The 15,504-nt window shown below is 44.9% G+C and carries 17 protein-coding genes; 5 read left to right on the top strand and 12 right to left on the bottom strand.

Annotated elements, in window-relative coordinates; genetic code table 11:
* Positions 1 to 304: 304 nt before the first annotated feature.
* Positions 305 to 1,792, bottom strand: coding sequence for an EAL domain-containing protein (locus tag OH463_RS11960; protein WP_050925684.1), 1,488 nt, complete (start codon positions 1,790 to 1,792; stop codon positions 305 to 307).
* 670 nt (positions 1,793 to 2,462) lie between these two features.
* The gene (locus tag OH463_RS11965; protein WP_009699225.1) at positions 2,463 to 3,719 is read right to left on the bottom strand and encodes an adenylosuccinate synthase; all 1,257 of its coding nucleotides are present in this window, start codon (positions 3,717 to 3,719) and stop codon (positions 2,463 to 2,465) included.
* A gap of 107 nt (positions 3,720 to 3,826) precedes the next feature.
* On the opposite strand from OH463_RS11965, the gene OH463_RS11970 reads away from it, so the two are divergent.
* Positions 3,827 to 4,693: a LysR family transcriptional regulator gene (locus OH463_RS11970; protein ID WP_005451305.1), complete on the top strand. Its 867-nt coding sequence runs from the start codon at positions 3,827 to 3,829 to the stop codon at positions 4,691 to 4,693.
* Positions 4,694 to 4,696: 3 nt separating this feature from the next.
* Here the strand turns inward: OH463_RS11970 and OH463_RS11975 are convergent, their stop codons facing one another.
* Positions 4,697 to 5,131, bottom strand: coding sequence for a DUF6795 domain-containing protein (locus OH463_RS11975; protein WP_009697191.1), 435 nt, complete (start codon positions 5,129 to 5,131; stop codon positions 4,697 to 4,699).
* Between the two features lie 184 nt (positions 5,132 to 5,315).
* Here OH463_RS11975 and OH463_RS11980 point away from each other — a divergent pair, with 184 nt between their 5' ends.
* Positions 5,316 to 5,708 (top strand): ribosome recycling factor family protein, encoded by a 393-nt coding sequence (locus tag OH463_RS11980; protein ID WP_005451308.1) that lies wholly within the window; start codon positions 5,316 to 5,318, stop codon positions 5,706 to 5,708.
* Positions 5,709 to 5,790: 82 nt separating this feature from the next.
* Positions 5,791 to 6,240: a YHS domain-containing (seleno)protein gene (locus OH463_RS11985; RefSeq protein WP_005451310.1), complete on the top strand. Its 450-nt coding sequence runs from the start codon at positions 5,791 to 5,793 to the stop codon at positions 6,238 to 6,240.
* Positions 6,241 to 6,343: 103 nt separating this feature from the next.
* On the opposite strand, the gene OH463_RS11990 is transcribed toward OH463_RS11985, so the two are convergent.
* Positions 6,344 to 6,865, bottom strand: a complete 522-nt coding sequence (locus OH463_RS11990) for a DUF2058 domain-containing protein (protein WP_038898781.1) — start codon at positions 6,863 to 6,865, stop codon at positions 6,344 to 6,346.
* 305 nt (positions 6,866 to 7,170) lie between these two features.
* On the opposite strand from OH463_RS11990, the gene OH463_RS11995 reads away from it, so the two are divergent.
* Positions 7,171 to 8,613 (top strand): glutathione synthase, encoded by a 1,443-nt coding sequence (locus OH463_RS11995; RefSeq protein WP_009697190.1) that lies wholly within the window; start codon positions 7,171 to 7,173, stop codon positions 8,611 to 8,613.
* Between the two features lie 58 nt (positions 8,614 to 8,671).
* On the opposite strand, the gene OH463_RS12000 is transcribed toward OH463_RS11995, so the two are convergent.
* From OH463_RS12000 to OH463_RS12020, 5 genes are all read right to left on the bottom strand, one after another.
* On the bottom strand, positions 8,672 to 8,857 hold the full coding sequence (locus tag OH463_RS12000) for a hypothetical protein (RefSeq protein WP_009697189.1): 186 nt from the start codon (positions 8,855 to 8,857) through the stop codon (positions 8,672 to 8,674).
* A gap of 163 nt (positions 8,858 to 9,020) precedes the next feature.
* Positions 9,021 to 10,112, bottom strand: a complete 1,092-nt coding sequence (locus OH463_RS12005) for an alkene reductase (protein WP_005451315.1) — start codon at positions 10,110 to 10,112, stop codon at positions 9,021 to 9,023.
* 10 nt (positions 10,113 to 10,122) lie between these two features.
* On the bottom strand, positions 10,123 to 10,752 hold the full coding sequence (locus tag OH463_RS12010) for a GrxB family glutaredoxin (protein ID WP_269991304.1): 630 nt from the start codon (positions 10,750 to 10,752) through the stop codon (positions 10,123 to 10,125).
* A gap of 79 nt (positions 10,753 to 10,831) precedes the next feature.
* Positions 10,832 to 12,019 carry an MFS transporter gene (locus OH463_RS12015; protein WP_005451319.1) on the bottom strand — a complete coding sequence of 396 codons (1,188 nt, stop codon included), beginning with the start codon at positions 12,017 to 12,019 and terminating at the stop codon, positions 10,832 to 10,834.
* 100 nt (positions 12,020 to 12,119) lie between these two features.
* Positions 12,120 to 12,788, bottom strand: coding sequence for an SDR family oxidoreductase (locus OH463_RS12020; RefSeq protein WP_050940676.1), 669 nt, complete (start codon positions 12,786 to 12,788; stop codon positions 12,120 to 12,122).
* 121 nt (positions 12,789 to 12,909) lie between these two features.
* On the opposite strand from OH463_RS12020, the gene OH463_RS12025 reads away from it, so the two are divergent.
* Positions 12,910 to 13,827 (top strand): LysR family transcriptional regulator, encoded by a 918-nt coding sequence (locus OH463_RS12025; RefSeq protein WP_005451321.1) that lies wholly within the window; start codon positions 12,910 to 12,912, stop codon positions 13,825 to 13,827.
* 109 nt (positions 13,828 to 13,936) lie between these two features.
* Here the strand turns inward: OH463_RS12025 and OH463_RS12030 are convergent, their stop codons facing one another.
* The 3 genes from OH463_RS12030 to OH463_RS12040 all read right to left on the bottom strand — a co-directional run bounded on the left by OH463_RS12030 (position 13,937) and on the right by OH463_RS12040 (position 15,481).
* Positions 13,937 to 14,242, bottom strand: a complete 306-nt coding sequence (locus tag OH463_RS12030) for an NIPSNAP family protein (protein WP_017188647.1) — start codon at positions 14,240 to 14,242, stop codon at positions 13,937 to 13,939.
* Between the two features lie 313 nt (positions 14,243 to 14,555).
* A complete protein-coding gene (locus OH463_RS12035) occupies positions 14,556 to 15,095 on the bottom strand; it encodes a nucleotidyltransferase family protein (protein ID WP_269991305.1) in 540 nt (179 codons plus the stop codon).
* A gap of 8 nt (positions 15,096 to 15,103) precedes the next feature.
* A complete protein-coding gene (locus OH463_RS12040) occupies positions 15,104 to 15,481 on the bottom strand; it encodes an MmcQ/YjbR family DNA-binding protein (protein ID WP_005451324.1) in 378 nt (125 codons plus the stop codon).
* Positions 15,482 to 15,504: the final 23 nt, after the last annotated feature.

Here is a 15,504-nt window from a genome sequence, read left to right on the forward strand (position 1 = left end):
AAACGTTATCTATCCTAAAAACAGAACAGTAGATTTTTTGAGTACAACTTCACCAATTTACAGATGAAAATCGTGATCAACTAATCACTTAAAGAACATTAAATCAAGTGTTTAACCTAATTGGCGTGCTTCATTAACAAGTGAGATGTTCCGGTAATCTGGACAACATTTGATTAATTGTAATTAATTGATTTGTAAGTAAAGACCCTGCGAGAGAACTCGGAGTGACAGTTCACTTGAGTTACCTTTGGTTAGCCATACGAGCTCCAATTTGCTTGTTCAACTGCTGGTTGATGATCGCTGCTTAACTGACGGCAGGTGCGAACTTTTGAAAAGCGACGGTTGGCTTTACTTCTAAATAATCGAGAAAGAGAGGTTTAGGTAGTGGTTTTGAAAAGTAGAACCCTTGAATGTTGTAAAAACCGAGATCGTGCAAGACTTGCAATTGCGCTCGCTCTTCTACTCCTTCGACAATCACTGACATGCTTAGGTTTCTTGTCAGGGTGTGGATTGCTTCCAACAAAGGTTGGATCGTCTGGCCATTACCAAGGTTGTTAACGAATACGCGGTCGATTTTGATGATGTCGAATGAATATTGACCGATAAAATCTAAACCCGAATATCCGGTACCAAAATCATCTACCGCAATTCGGATACCAAGTGCGGTTAATCGGTCCAAGTGCTTTCGAAGTACAGCCAGTTCACTCGCGCTGAAGATGGCTTCTTCGGTGATTTCAAACACCAAACGCTCACTAATGAAATAATGATATTTAAGACGCGATTCAACCTCTTGAATAAAGTCTTCTCTGAGGATCAATGAGCGGCTCACGTTGACGCTAATGTAGCGGTCATGGAACGCAAGCTTGTTACTGCTTATCATGCTGATCACTTTATCTAGCACAAGGTAAGTGATCTGATCGATCAACCCCACCTTTTCTGCCAGAGGGATAAAGATACTTGGTGAAATAAACCCTTGTACTGGATCGTTCCAGCGAACAAGCGACTCTCCACCAATAACGCTGCCATCACGTTGATCGACAATGGGTTGATAATGAACGGTTAAGTTACGCCCTTTAATGGCAAGAGCAAGAGAGAATTCTAAGCTATTTTTGGCGAACTTCTTGGAAGAGAAAAATAGGTGAACAATCAAAGCACACGCCATTCCCAACAACCCAATCCAAAGCTTGCTACCTAAGAACTGAAAATAGAATGGATAGCTGATTGCAGAGTAGACGGTAAAAGGCAAAATCTCGGAACTGGCTTGTTCCATTCTAAGTGGGTTGAGTGCAATGGAATCTATAGCGGTTTTGTCTGTGATGTCGATTCGGTAATCCATATCACCAAAACGAAATATATCGCTAACGAGAACTTCCAAAACCTCTTTCGGGAAAACAACACTGATTCCTCGTCCTTGTTGTTTGGTGAAAAAGAGAATCAGAGCTTGGTTGTTGGTGAGCGCTCGCTTAGTAAAAGCCAATGTTGCATGCACATCACTGTCACCAAGACGCGTCAATATTGACGAATAGATACTGAAAGACGGGTGGCGTTCGCTACTCGTGCACAACACTTTTCCGTTTTGATCGAAGGTGGCAATGTCTTTTGCCATGCCCAAACCAAAAATGCTTGTCCTGAGATCATGGATAAGGTCGTCGCACGACTTAAGAAAAAAGTTATCGTCTAACAGGTGTGTTAACTGCTCCACGTTATCGTGAAATTCAGACTCAATCGTCAAGATAGCTTCTTCTGTGAGCTTTTTATGATATTGGTGTGCAAAAGGGATAAAAGCCAGCATAGTGATGCTAAAAGAGAGTACACCAACAACTATTAATGCAATGTTGTCACTCCAACTCTTGGACGGATTTTTAAAGAATTTATTGTTCACAGTTATCGGTGCTACCAGCAAGTAATTGCGTAAAACTATAACAAGTGTCTCATTTTTAGGAATAGAACATTTCAAAGTGTGAGTTAGATCTTATAAATTATCTATAAACTACTATTTTAAAATAAAAAGTATGGGTTTCCTTATCTAAATATAAGGCGACCATAAAGCGAGTTTATTCAATTTTAGTTGCTATTTAGGCAACTGGTCGTGCCTGTTCGAGTAGAAATTGGCTGAGATAAAGACGATTTTTTTGCATTATCTTAGGGTGATTTTGATGTGATTTTATTTGTTTCTGGGAGTGAAGTTTTTGAGATTAAATACTGGATTTATGATCGATGAAAATGCTGGTTTTTGATGATGAGATAGTCATGAATATGAGAGGTTTTGGTGTTTTTTGCTGAGCTTTTATTTCTCTTTTGAGCTTTATTTGTAAATTTGTGTGGGCGTATAGTTTATCGATGATGACTGAATGACAGCATACCGTGCTTGAAGCGCACAATGACGGGATAAAACTAAAAAAAAGCGGCTTTACCCCGGAAAAGATAAAAGCCGCTTGCCAATAGACGTGTTAATTCACGTCTTAGCGCATAATCATTTGTTCACGACCAGGACCAACCGATACCATCTTCACAGGTACACCCATCAGCTCTTCAATACGTAGAACGTATTTTTGTGCCGCGACTGGTAGCTCTTCGAATTTACGACAACCAGTAATGTCTTCGCTCCAGCTTTCCATCTTCTCGTAGATTGGTGCTAGTGCAGCCGTTTGAGGCCAAATTGGGTTTTCGCTGTGCTCGCCTTCGTAACCAACACAGATTTTTAGATCTTTAAGACCAGTCAGACAGTCCACTTTTGTCAGTGCGATTTCAGTCGCTGCTTGAAGCTCAACACCGTTCTTCGTTGCTACTGCATCGAAGTAACCCATGTCACGTGGACGACCTGTTGTTGCACCGAACTCACCCGCTAGTTCACGGAATGCATCTTGCTCTTCCATTGCAGTAATTAGTGTGCCGGTACCTACCGATGAGCTGAAAGCTTTTGCTACCGCAATAACACGCTCTGGACGAAGAGCAGGAAGACCACTACCGATACCAGCATACATAGACACAACGTTTGAAGATGTTGTCCATGGGTACTCACCGTAAACAAGGTCACGACCTGCACCTAGCTGCGCTTCGAACAGTAGAGTTTGGTCTTTTGCTTGCAGTTCTTTTAGCGGCAGCGTTACGTTGCAGATAGCGTCACGCCAAGGTGAAGATACTTCTAACAACCAGCTCGCCATCTCTTCAGCGGTTTGTTCAAATTCGAACGTTGGGTAAAGCGCACGTAGTTGAGGAAGTTTCCACTCCATCCAGAATTTGATGCGCTCTACTAGGACTTCTGGCTGCTTCAACCAACCAACTAGGATGCCTTTTTTCATCACACGGTCGCCGTATGCAGGTGCAATACCTTGACGAGTTGAACCGTATGCTTTGTCGCCTAAGCGTTGTTCTTCTAGCGTATCTTCTAGTGCGTGTAGAGGTAGACACAGTGTTGCGCGATCAGAGATGCACATGTTCACTTTAACGCCCGCTTCTTCAACTTCCGCAATCTCCTGAGACAGCGACGCTGGGCTGATTACCATACCCGGACCTAATACTGCCAAACAGTCAGGGTTGAAAACGCCACTTGGTAGCTGGTGTAGCTTAAACGTACCTAGGTCGTTAACTACGGTATGACCCGCGTTGTTACCACCTTGGAAACGAATGCTTGCAGAAGCTTGCTCTGCCAAAAAGTCAACGATGCGGCCTTTGCCTTCATCACCCCAGTTTGCACCCACAACAACGATAGACGACATAATTCATTCTCCAAAAACAGACCGGAAAATCTTAGGATGCTCGCATGAATAAGAGAAATTAATTATACTCATTAACTTGATAAGAAATTCATATCGGGTAATTTTCTATGTTGGATTTGAACTGGTTACGCACGTTTGTCACCTTGGCAGAAGTGAAACATTTCGGAAAAACAGCGATTGAACTGCACATGACGCAGCCAAATGTGAGTCTTCATATCAAACAGCTAGAACAAGCCACTCGCACTAAGTTGATTGAACGCAACCCTGTGCAATTGACCCAAGCCGGAAAGCGTTTGTTAGACACTGCCGAACACATGCTGAATGAGCTGCAAATCTGCCAATCCGACCTCAATGCCATCAATGACTTAACGCAAGGAACGCTCTCGATTGCAGCGAGTGATATTGTCTCGCGCCTATTACTTATCAAGCCTTTTCAACAGTTTAAAAGTGAATATCCTGGAATTGATTTGGCGCTGTTCAACACTACATCATCACAAGCGGTAGATTTGGTAAAAAGTGCTCGTGCAGACATCGGCTTTGTTATTGCGCAGAAAGAGAGCCAACCATTGCACTTTACGTCACTTACTCAAATTCATTGGTGTGCTTTCGGCGATAACATCTTTGATTGGCGAGAAAACAGTGAAGAGAACCAAACATTGATCTTGCTCGGTCACGATACCCGAACGCGCGAGTTGATTGACGCGTCTCTACCAGAGCTAAATCTTCCTAGGCATAGGGTCATGGAAGTTGGCAGTGTTGAAGCTCAAATAGATTGGGCTGAAGCCGGATTTGGAACTGCGATTGTACCTGACTTCTCCCTCGACCCAAGGTTGAAACTCTCGCGAGAAGTCACGCCATTACCTAGTTTCCCCAACACAGATTTTGGCTACATAGTGCGCCAAAACCAAGTGCTGTCCAAAGCCGCAAAACAGCTTCTTAAATGGGTGGCTGATAATGTGTCTGTGGTGGGGTAATACCTAATAAAGCTCTTCGAAAGTAAGCGCATTTAGGTCGCAAACACTATAGATTTCATTGGTGACTGGTTCCGTTTGTGTTGTAGGGTACGTGAATACTTTGAGTGGGGCGTCCAAATTACAAGCTAAGCTTTCAAGAGAAATGAGCAGAAGGGGAGACGGGTGAAATGAGTGTACTTTTGATTGCCATATCGTCACTTCATCACCTTGAAACTCGGTACTCAGATCCAGCTTCACTCGAATATCTTGCAAAGAATGTTGTTGGTGTTTGGAATCTAATAGCACAGCTTCAAAAACAAAGTGCCCTTCGGCGTCAGATTGCGTCGAGTCAGAAGCAACACCCTTGAAAACAATCGTCCTTTCTATATTGATGCCCTCGACGGGCTTGCCATTTAAATGCAAATAGCCAGAAATATAAGGGCTTAAAATGCGCTCCATTTCTTATATCACCTTGTCCAAGAATGAAAGGTGCCAGAATCTTTAAAGTCTATTGAGCGGGCAAGCATAAACCTTGTATTTTCGACCAAAATCACCACGCTTTGAAAACGATTAGGTTTTCTCGATGAAAAAATGAGGCGAGCTGTTTATCATAGGCGACGAAATTAACCATGCCACTATTGTGATGACTGACAAGACTATCTCCATCCCTCTACCATCTTTGATTCACCGAATTGGTGGCGATCATGCTAAGCGAGCTAAAGCAATTGCGGCTGATAAGAAGTGCGAAATGAAGCGCATTCGACGCTCTCGTAATTGGCAAATTGCTGGTGATGCGTTGGATTTAAAAGTGTTCCTCGATCATATCAAGGCAGAAGAATCTGAGCCGATGCGGTTCGTGATAAACAAAATGGAAGCTGGCCTCGCCAAGCACAGCGATAAGCTTGAACCTTTGGAAGCCAAGCTGATTCGATTGGTCTTGGAGAATCCAAACATTACTTTGGCGGAGCTAATGTCAGAAACCAACTGTACTATCGCCCAAGCTCGAACGGCGCGTTTCGAGGCTGAGATGCTTTAAACCTGAAAGTTTCTTCTGATTTTTCCTGTCTATACTGGTAAGCGACTGATTATCGACATTGGATAAGATGAGAGAGGAAGTTATGAAGCTGATATCGAAACTTTTGAGCGTATTCTTCATTTGGGGGAGTTTGACGCTTCCTGCTTTCGCGCTTGATCCTGTTTATAGCGACTTTCTCGGTAAAGCGATTCGTGGTTATGACCCTGTCGCATACTTCACTCAATCGAAACCGGTAAAAGGTGACAGCGATTTCACTTACCGTTGGAATGATGCCAAATGGTACTTTTCATCGGCTGAAAATCGAGATGCATTTGCGAAAAATCCTGAGAAATTTGCACCGCAATATGGTGGTTATTGTGCTTGGGCAGTAAGCAAAGGTTACACCGCAAAGATAGACCCGAATGCATGGTCAATTGAGAATGGCAAGCTCTATCTCAACTACAGTAAATCTGTGCAAGCGACATGGGAAGAAGACATTCCGGGCAATATTGCGAGTGCTAATAAGCATTGGCCAACACTGCTTTCCCAATAGGGCTCTGATGCCAAAACGAAAAGATACAGAAATCAAAAGACGCAGAAATAATTAAGCCGCGATGATCGCGGCTTTTTCAATTTGGGTTCCAAGAAGTGGAGCATTACCACATCAGATCGTCTGGTACGACGAAATCTGCGTACGGGTCATCTTCTGCCGGGATGTCTGCTTCTGGTTCTTTTTGTTCGATGATCACAGATTCATCGCGTTGAGCAATCTTGTTTGCTACACCACGTGGGATAACAACGTAGCTTTCACCAACAATCGCGATTGCCAAGGTGCCTTTGATAAGCTGTTCGCGGATCTCTGACTCAACGTATAGAGACTTCACAAGTGTACCGTGTGTGAAGTTGTATTTGATGTCGCCATCTTTCAAATCAACCTTGTTCATTTCAATCAGTTGGTTGATTTGCGCTTTGATTTCTTTGTTCAAGCGTTCTGCGTTTTGCTGCTCGCTCAATTGCTTGTCACGCTCTAACTGCTGACGTTTGTTCTCTTCAACCGCCGCTTTTACTTCGCGAGCTTGAACGCGTGATTTTTTAGAGCCTTTTTTCGCTTTCTTCAGTTTTTTCTCGTTAACCAAGCCTGCTTTTAGCATCTGCTCTTGAAGGGTAAGTTTTGCCATGATCTATCCAGTTAGTGCGCAATTTTGTGCATTTTAACCAGTCATCCGCCGCAAAGAAAGAGGGATATACTCAAGTGACTTCAAGGTGCAGGATTCAGAGCGTTGTCACTGATTCCCTATTTACCGAAAGCAAGCAAGGAAAACAACGAAGCGGAATAGTTAGCTCTTTCCAATATAAACACAAGGCGGGATATGGCTCGGCGCTTTGTTGAGCAAAAAAACGAAAAATAAATCGAGAAAGTGTGCGTCTTATTGCAACTTCCAGCGTCTTAAGTACATTAGGCGAAAAATTTTGAAGAAAAACCATGAGTACCTCAGACAAACAAACGATCCCGCAACAAGTGATTGAAGAAGCTTGTGAGTGGGCAATCATGCACGGCGTGGCATTTCGCCAAGCAGATAACACCGCAAGACACTGTCCTTTTAGCTTTGCGCCAATGACGATAGAGCGTGATGTGTTCGCACATTTGAAGAAAGTGACGCCGTTGATCGCCAAGCTGATCAGTCACGTGTCTGAGGATTATGAATTCCTGCAAACCTCCTTAGCCGAGCTAGGCAAAGCCGATACTTTCTTTGAGCGTTTGTTGGAGCTGCATAAAGAGGTTCACCATGAAGCAGCACGCCAGCCACTGTTGTTAATGCGAACCGACTTTATGGATGATCGTCAACACGGTGCGAAAGTGATCGAGTTCAATGGCATCGCGGCTGGGATGGCGCCGTTTGGTCAGCGTGCCACAGAGCTGCATCAATTTTTGAGCTCTCAGTGGGGCAGCGTTTACCAACAATGGTTAGAAGATAAAACGGCAACACCAGCCGATAACCAAGGCATGCAGCAACTTGCGCTTGGCATTGCCACTGCCGCGAGAAAAGTCAAAGCGCATTTTAATGAAGAAGGCGCACCGACGTTTCTGATGGTGGTGCAGAAAAACGAAGACAATGTATATGACCAACACTTACTCGAAGTGGAATTGCAGAAGCTTGGCGTTCGCACAGTAAGACGTACCTTTGAGCAGTTAAGTTCACAGCTATCGAGCGGTGACAAGCAACGCCTCTTGCTAGATAACATCGGCGGTCTTGACGTTGTGTACTTGCGCGCAGGTTATCAATATATGGACTACTTCTCGCCAGAGCTAAATGAACCAATCTGTTGCCATACCTTGAGCCAAGCTCGTTTGTTCATGGAAAAGCACTACGTAGCGATGAATGCGACCATCAGTCAACAGTTGGCTACCAGCAAATCAATGCAAATGTTGTTAACCATGATGCCGGCAAGTGAGTATAAGCGCTGGGGACTCAATGTTGAAGAAGCCGAGTTGGTCAAAAGCGTATTGGCAGAGATGAAGCCAATTAACACTGACACGATTAAATGGTTTGCTGCTTCTGGTAACAAAGACGAATGGGTATTGAAAAACCAAGGCGAGGGCGGTGGTCACTGTATCTTTGGTGAAGATATAGCGAAACAACTGAGTCGACTGCCACAAGAGCAATACAGTGCTTGGGCTTTGATGCAGCGTTTGTATCCGCATGAAAGAGAAATACCGACGATTGCAGTGCGTGATGCAAAGCAGAGCGTGGTGACGGACCTTGTGAGTGAAATTGGTTTATTCACGGCGCACTATCAAGGTGAACCTGTAACGCAATTGGATGGCTACGCTGGTTATTTGATTCGCAGTAAACCAGCCAGTGAAAACGAAGGTGGCATCCACAGCGGCAAAGGCATCTTAGATTCTTTAGTGCTGGTGGATTAAAAAGAAACACTCTCCATGAGTAAAGCATGGAGAGTGTTTTTATCTGTGGATTAGTCGGTTACATGTGACCTATACCGTGGAACATCCCACCGAAAAGCGCCCCTAAGATACTGAAAATAATACCTAGGATGATCATTGCAGGAATTGAAGCGATAGCGAACTTGACCATAAAGATCACCATCGACATAAATGGCATTTTAATATCAACAACCGTCACTTCCTGTTTTGTTTTTTCATCAGACACGAGCGTTCTCCTAAATTTGCATTCTGAATATGCAGCCAGTTTATTACACTCAAACTTAAGAAAACGTTGAGCTGTGTTGCTCTTTTCTTTTTATGGGATAGCAACTGATTAATCTGAGAAATACGGCACGCTATGAATCGTTACCAGAAGCGGGTAAAGCCTCTCAACCAAGCGCCGGATAATCTGTATAGCCGTGTTCATTACCACCAAAGAGTGTGGAGCCATCCAGTTCTGCCAGAGGTTGTTGGTGCTGTAAGCGCGCCACCAAGTCTGGGTTAGACACAAACGGGCGTCCAAACGCGACTAAATCCGCATAACCTTTCTCAAGTACCTCGTCAGCACGCTCTTGGGTGTAACTGCCTGCGACGATAATCGTGTTGGTGAAGTATTCGCGCAGTTCGATGCGGAAGCTTTCTGGAATCACTGGTGCGTCGTCCCAATCCGCTTCAGACAGGTGTAAGTACGCAATATCACGAGCTTGAAGTTGTTTCGATGCATCGAGGATGGTTGGCACAATATCTGGGCAGTTCATGTCCTTGAAAGTGATGAAAGGTGCGAGTCGTACTCCTACTTTGTTGGCACCAATGGCTTCGCTCACCGCATCGACCACTTCTAATAAAAAGCGAAGTCGGTTTTCGCGAGTACCGCCGTAGTTGTCGGTTCTGTGGTTTGAATTGGTACGTAGGAACTGGTCAATCAGGTAACCATTACCGCCGTGGATTTCGACGCCATCGAAGCCTGCTTCAATCGCACGTTTCGCTGCATGGGCAAAATCACTTACCACACGGTCAATATCGGCTTGAGTCATCGCTCGTGGCTCTACACAATCGACCATGTTGCCGTTGCCTTGCTCGTCGGCAATCCACACTTGGGTTTCTACGGGTTTTAGTGCTGATGGGGCAATAGGCTGTTCGCCTTTTTGGAATGTTGGGTGTGATACACGACCGACATGCCACAACTGACAAAACATAGCTGCGCCTTGCTCTTTTGCTGCTTGAGTGACGGTTTTCCAGCCTGCCACTTGTTCATCAGTGTAGACGCCTGGTGTGAATGAGTAACCCTGCGAATCGTCTGAAATCTGGGTGGCTTCAGAGATGATTAACCCTGCGGTAGCGCGCTGCTTGTAGTAAGTCGCCATCATTTGGTTTGGAATGTTTCCCGGTTGGCTAGTGCGCGCTCGGGTCATTGGAGCCATGGCTACGCGGTTTTGCAGAGTTAGTTGTTTCAGCTGTGTTGGTTCAAATAGTTTGCTCATGCTCGATTCCTTACTTAACTAGTGGTACTTGGGTTTTGTTGCTTACAGATTCCATCCAATCTTTCACAGCGTTGTCCCATTGGATTTCTGCGGCGCTGAAGAACCCGCGCAAAATAGAAAATAGGATCGCTTCGTCTACCAAAGTCACATGCTGATAAGAGTCGAGATTCAACACGCTTTTCGCACGTTCAATGAGCGCTTCGATCTCTTTGGCAATGTTTGGTGTGTCTTGCAGAAGTGCATCAAAATTGAGTGCATCCGTTTCCTTTTTTGCGCGCCAAGCTTGTTGTGCAGACTGAGTGGCAAACTCTGGCAAATCCATGTTTGACCAACGTGGGTAACCCACTTTTTGTAATGGAAGGAACGCGATTTTTTGCCAATCCAACACCGCTTGCGACGGTTGGCTTGTTTCACTTGATGTTGCCAGTTCAAGGAAGTAAGCGATGATATCGAGACTTTCTGCCATCGCTTCACCGTTGTCTTTGATAAGAAGTGGCACTTGCTTGGTTCCAATCAGGTCTGTTGTGGTTTTATCGTCGTCATAAGCAATATTGATGACGTCGAGTTGGATATTCAGCATGCCAGCAACGTAGCGGACGCGAGCACTGAATGGGCAATGTTCGTAAATGTAGAGTTTCATAGTATTTTCCTGGTGATTCGTATTGGGTAGCCCCGCTTGCTCGAGAAGCGTTAAGTCAGGGCTACCTGTAGGGATGACATTAGTTGTTGAAGCTCGGAGCTAACTCAGCCTGTTTGCTTTCTTTGCGGTTTGCCTTGGCGATGAATAGCAAACCAATCAGTGGAACAATGATGGCTGCGTAAGGGATCATGCTTGCGCCCATTTGGCTATCGAGCACCATGCCGCCTAAGAAACCGCCAAAGGCATTAGCTAAGTTGAACGCCGAGATGTTTGCCGTCGCTGCTAATTCCTGACCTTCACCACCGTGGTTCATTACTCGAAGCTGCATTGCTGGTACGTTGGCGAATGACGCAATACCAAATACAAAGGCGGTGGCAATGAACAGCACTTTGCTGTCTACAGTGATTCCGACCAGTACGAGTGACACAATCATCGCGATAGCCCAGAACATAGATGCTTTTTGTAGGTTTTTATCCGATGAACGACCACCCATAGTGTTACCAACAATCAGACCGACACCAACGATAACCAGAATCCAAGTTACGGCACTTTCACCAAAGCCAGTGATGTGCATGGCGATAGGGGCGATGTAGCCATACAGAGTCATGAACCCCGACCAAGCAAATACGGTGATCGCAAGGCTGATAAGTAGCATTGGGTTTTTGAACGCAGCTAATTGCGCTTTGACATCTTTTGCTTCGCCATGACCGGTGGATTTGATCACTGAAGTGATAAAAAACAGAGCCACTAAACCAAAAGCTGCAACGGTCAAGAAAGTGGTGTGCCAGCCGAATTGCAAGCCAATCCAGGTACCGCCAGGCACACCTAAAACGTTAGCCAGCGTTAAGCCCGCGAACATTTGTCCGACCGCACGACCTGCCATTTTTTCTGAAACCAAATTGGTCGCGACCACGGCACCGATGCCGTAGAAAGGACCTTGAACTAAACCTGTGATCACTCGGCTGACCATCAATACAAAGTAGTTCGGCGCGAAAGCGGACAACACGTTGCCGAGAATAAACAGCACCATTAGCCCAGCCAGTACGGCTTTCTTGTTAAAGCGTGCTAAGTAAATCGTAAGTAGCGGACCGCCAAATACAATGGCAAGTGCGTAGGCACTGATTAGGTAACCGGCTTGTCCTTCCGTGATGGACAAAGAGTTGGCGACTTGAGGAAGGATTCCTGCAATAACAAATTCTGCGGTACCGATAGCAAAAGCTGCAAGTGTTAAGATCCATACCTGCAGCGGCATTTTTTCTTTATTCATGGGGGAGTCTCTTTTTTTAATTAGTTTTAACCCATTGGTGCCATGCTTTTTTCTTGCTCTGGCACCTTGTTTTTATTTGTTGTTATCCAAATGTGTGTTGTTAGCCAAGCAGTGCGCCACCATCGACATCAATCACGGCACCGGTCATATAGTTGTTTTCAATCAGAAGTAGGTAAGCTTTTGCAACGTCACTGGCTTCGCCAACTTTGCCCACTGGTAAGCTATTTTGTGTGCGTTTGTACATGGCATTTCTGTCGTCTTCGTTCATGCCTTGATACGCCTCAGTTTTGGTCAAACCTGGGCTGACTGCATTCACTCTGATCGGAGCCAGTTCTTTCGCCAGTACTTTTGTGGTTGCTTCAATGGCAGCGTTAATCGCGGTTTTTACGTAGGTGTTAGCAACAACTTTGCGCGATAACATGCCGGAAGTTAGCGTGATTGATCCGCCTTTCTTGATGTAGCGTGCTCCATGTTTCGCTGCGTTGATGGCGCCCCAAAATTTGGTATCGAACGCGTATTTTGCTTGGGAAACTTCTACATCCACCACTTTGCCTGCTGGAGCATAAGAACCTGCTGTGACGATCAGGTGGTCAAAAGCACCAATAGTTTCGAAGTAGTGGTAAACCGACTGTTCATCGCTGATGTCTAACCCTGTTTTGCGGCTTGCTACGTGGACAACCGCATTGTCGCTCGCAAGTTGTTGGCTAAGTTCAGCGCCAATACCTGATGTGCCACCCAGTACGACATAAATGGTTTTTTCTGTTGTCATGATTTGTTTCTCCAATCTCGTTTCGATGGAGTCAGTATATTGATTGGAATAAATTTGATAATTGAGTAATATTTGAATTGATTATTCAGCTCAGATGAATAATGAAGTTTAAGGAGGGAATGTGGACAAGTTTTCGGATATGACGCTGTTTGTCAGCATAGTGAAGAACCAAGGGTTGGCGGCGGCTGGCAGAGAACTCGGCTTATCGCCAGCAACAGTAACGGCAAGATTGCAGTCGCTGGAAGATCGCTATGGGGTGAAATTACTTAATCGCAGTACAAGGCATATCTCACTGACGGACTCTGGCGCTATGTACCATCAGGCATGCTTGGAAATCATCGACAGCGTCAAAGAGACGGAGAACTTACTCCAAACTGGCACCAAAGAAGTGCGCGGCACACTTAAAATCTCGGCTCCTCGTGATATTGGAAAGCAATACATTTCGCCAATACTGTCGGAATTTAGTCAGCTCTATCCCGATGTGATCCCTTATCTGTATTTGAACGATAACTTATCCAACTTAGCTGAGTCCGGTTTGGACATCGTTATCCGATATGGGGAGCTAGCCGACAGCAACCTTATCTCTCGCAAACTGGCGTCCAGTCGCCGAGTGCTTTGTGCTTCTCCTCAGTATTTGGCAAAGAAAGGCACGCCGATCACGCCACAAGATTTAGCACATCACGATTGTTTAGCCATGGTTCGCAGCAATGAAGAGTTGAAAACATGGCACTTTCAAGATGAAGAGCAGCACAATGTTGTTACTGTCGTACCGAAGCGTTTTTCTGATGATGGCGAAGTGATTCGTCAGTGGGCGTTAGATGGCGCGGGTATTGCGTTGAAATCGATTCTCGATGTACAAGAGGACATCAAACAGCAGCGTTTAGTGACGGTATTAAATGGCTATATGAAGAACTTCAACGCATCGACCTCTTCTGCAGGTGCGGATTTGAACGTGATTTACCTGAGCCGCCAGTATCAACCCAAGCGACTTCGTTTGTTTTTGGATTTCTTGATTGAGCGTTTTCACACTCAATTTTAATGAGGCGAACGTTTCGATGTGTCGCATGGAAAGGCTGCATCATACTGAGGTTAGAGATTATTAACACAGCGCTTTTAAGAATATTGGCATCAAGTGCGGTGTGGCTGAGTTAGCTAAAAACAGGTCTGAAGAAGCTGCGTTCGTAACTCAATACACAGTCGGTCTCTTCCGCGAACTTAAAGGCTTGGATGCACTCTTCATCGTTGAGCGACTTTTCTCGGTATTCCTCATACGCCGCGAGGCTTGGGAATGTAAATAATGCCAGTGCAATATTGTTAGCACCTTCAGATGGAAGATAGTAGCCGTTGTGTTGTCCGCCAAATTTCTCTACTAACGGAATCCACATTTTTGCGTACTCTTCAAACTCTTTGGTTTTTTTTGCATCAATGACATAACGAACATAGCAAGTGATCATAAAGATAAAGTCCTTTTTATTTGGTTTATACCCAAGTAACCTCGAGATGCTAGGTTCAGCGAGAATGACTTGGTTTGTAGACGCGGCGGCGATTTAAAGGTCTAGTGGGTCTAAATCAAGAATCGACAACAAAGTATACAAACCAAGACAACTCGCCCTTTGGGAGCGTGTCATTGACTCGACTTCTGCGTCATACAACTTGGAAAGAGCTGGCTATTACGCTGCGTTGTTTTCCTTGACCTCGAATCAATGACTACGCTCTGAATCCTGCATCTTGAAGTCACTTGGGTATATATATCCGAGAACCTTGAGGTTACTTGAGTACAAGTTTTAGGTTTGGCCAAATGGTTAGCCAATTTTTCTGAGTTAATCGCTGTCGAAATAAAACTAATGGTCGTTCTGGATTCCAAGTCAGGTAACCTCTAAACAAAGACTCAAATCCGAACGCTGAAATGCACTCTATCTGGTTCTTTTCGTTCAATCTGGCAGCAACCGCCGTCTCTTTTTCTGGCCAGTAACTCATCGCATCCAAGGTATTTTGGTATGGCTTATCACCATTTTTTAGGTGCATGTTTGCTTGATTGCGTACTTGCCAGTTGAACTCTGGCATCATTGCAGTTAACTGGGCTTCATAAATCAACGCCGCCTTGTCATCTATTTCATTTGGGTCGAAGTAGACAATATCAAGGTCATTGAGTGGGGTTGGCTGCGGTTTGTGATGAAGATGGTCCCAAACTAGATTTCGTACGAAGCCTGCAGCAATGTAGCAATCTGGTAAAGCCAGTGAGCGAGCACATTCCATTGCTTTCATACGCTCAGGGTCGGCGAGCAATAATTGAACAAGATCTTCCATGTTCACCCTTAAGATTTGGCTGGTGGCAGCTCAATGCCCAATTCATCGCGTTTTCGCTTACTCAAGCCAAGTGCAACTAATCGATAAGATTCTGATAAATAGTACTTTAGCTCTTCGTCTAGGCGTCCGGAGGTTTCCGTTTGTTGAATCCACTTCATACCACGGTTTGCGAAATAAGGGGCAGGAATATAACCCTCATAATCACTTAAAAAATCGAAGTTTAAAGGGGAAGCTTTAAACGTAAATGCAGGCTGCTTGTCTTTACTCCAGCCACCAATAGCAAATACCTTTCCACCGACTTTCCAAACGTGCGCATCACCCCATTGAACAACATGAGAAGTAGCAGCGAATGAGCCACAGAATTGATTAAATTCATCGTATGTCATGATGACGTCTCAACCTATCTTAG

The organism is Vibrio sp. NFR (genome assembly GCF_027587095.1).
GTDB lineage: Bacteria > Pseudomonadota > Gammaproteobacteria > Enterobacterales > Vibrionaceae > Vibrio > Vibrio harveyi.

What these genes read in the sequence shown, in the direction of transcription:
- OH463_RS12040 (WP_005451324.1), bottom strand. Translation starts at nt 15,481, where the DNA reads ATGACATACGATGAATTTAATCAATTCTGTGGCTCATTCGCTGCTACT.
- OH463_RS11990 (WP_038898781.1), bottom strand. Translation starts at nt 6,865, where the DNA reads ATGGCAAAACTTACCCTTCAAGAGCAGATGCTAAAAGCAGGCTTGGTT.
- OH463_RS12010 (WP_269991304.1), bottom strand. Translation starts at nt 10,752, where the DNA reads ATGAAACTCTACATTTACGAACATTGCCCATTCAGTGCTCGCGTCCGC.
- OH463_RS11985 (WP_005451310.1), top strand. Translation starts at nt 5,791, where the DNA reads ATGAAGCTGATATCGAAACTTTTGAGCGTATTCTTCATTTGGGGGAGT.
- OH463_RS11975 (WP_009697191.1), bottom strand. Translation starts at nt 5,131, where the DNA reads ATGGAGCGCATTTTAAGCCCTTATATTTCTGGCTATTTGCATTTAAAT.
- OH463_RS11960 (WP_050925684.1), bottom strand. Translation starts at nt 1,792, where the DNA reads ATGCTGGCTTTTATCCCTTTTGCACACCAATATCATAAAAAGCTCACA.
- OH463_RS11980 (WP_005451308.1), top strand. Translation starts at nt 5,316, where the DNA reads ATGACTGACAAGACTATCTCCATCCCTCTACCATCTTTGATTCACCGA.
- OH463_RS12030 (WP_017188647.1), bottom strand. Translation starts at nt 14,242, where the DNA reads ATGATCACTTGCTATGTTCGTTATGTCATTGATGCAAAAAAAACCAAA.
- OH463_RS11970 (WP_005451305.1), top strand. Translation starts at nt 3,827, where the DNA reads ATGTTGGATTTGAACTGGTTACGCACGTTTGTCACCTTGGCAGAAGTG.
- OH463_RS11965 (WP_009699225.1), bottom strand. Translation starts at nt 3,719, where the DNA reads ATGTCGTCTATCGTTGTTGTGGGTGCAAACTGGGGTGATGAAGGCAAA.
- OH463_RS11995 (WP_009697190.1), top strand. Translation starts at nt 7,171, where the DNA reads ATGAGTACCTCAGACAAACAAACGATCCCGCAACAAGTGATTGAAGAA.
- OH463_RS12035 (WP_269991305.1), bottom strand. Translation starts at nt 15,095, where the DNA reads ATGGAAGATCTTGTTCAATTATTGCTCGCCGACCCTGAGCGTATGAAA.
- OH463_RS12005 (WP_005451315.1), bottom strand. Translation starts at nt 10,112, where the DNA reads ATGAGCAAACTATTTGAACCAACACAGCTGAAACAACTAACTCTGCAA.
- OH463_RS12015 (WP_005451319.1), bottom strand. Translation starts at nt 12,019, where the DNA reads ATGAATAAAGAAAAAATGCCGCTGCAGGTATGGATCTTAACACTTGCA.
- OH463_RS12020 (WP_050940676.1), bottom strand. Translation starts at nt 12,788, where the DNA reads ATGACAACAGAAAAAACCATTTATGTCGTACTGGGTGGCACATCAGGT.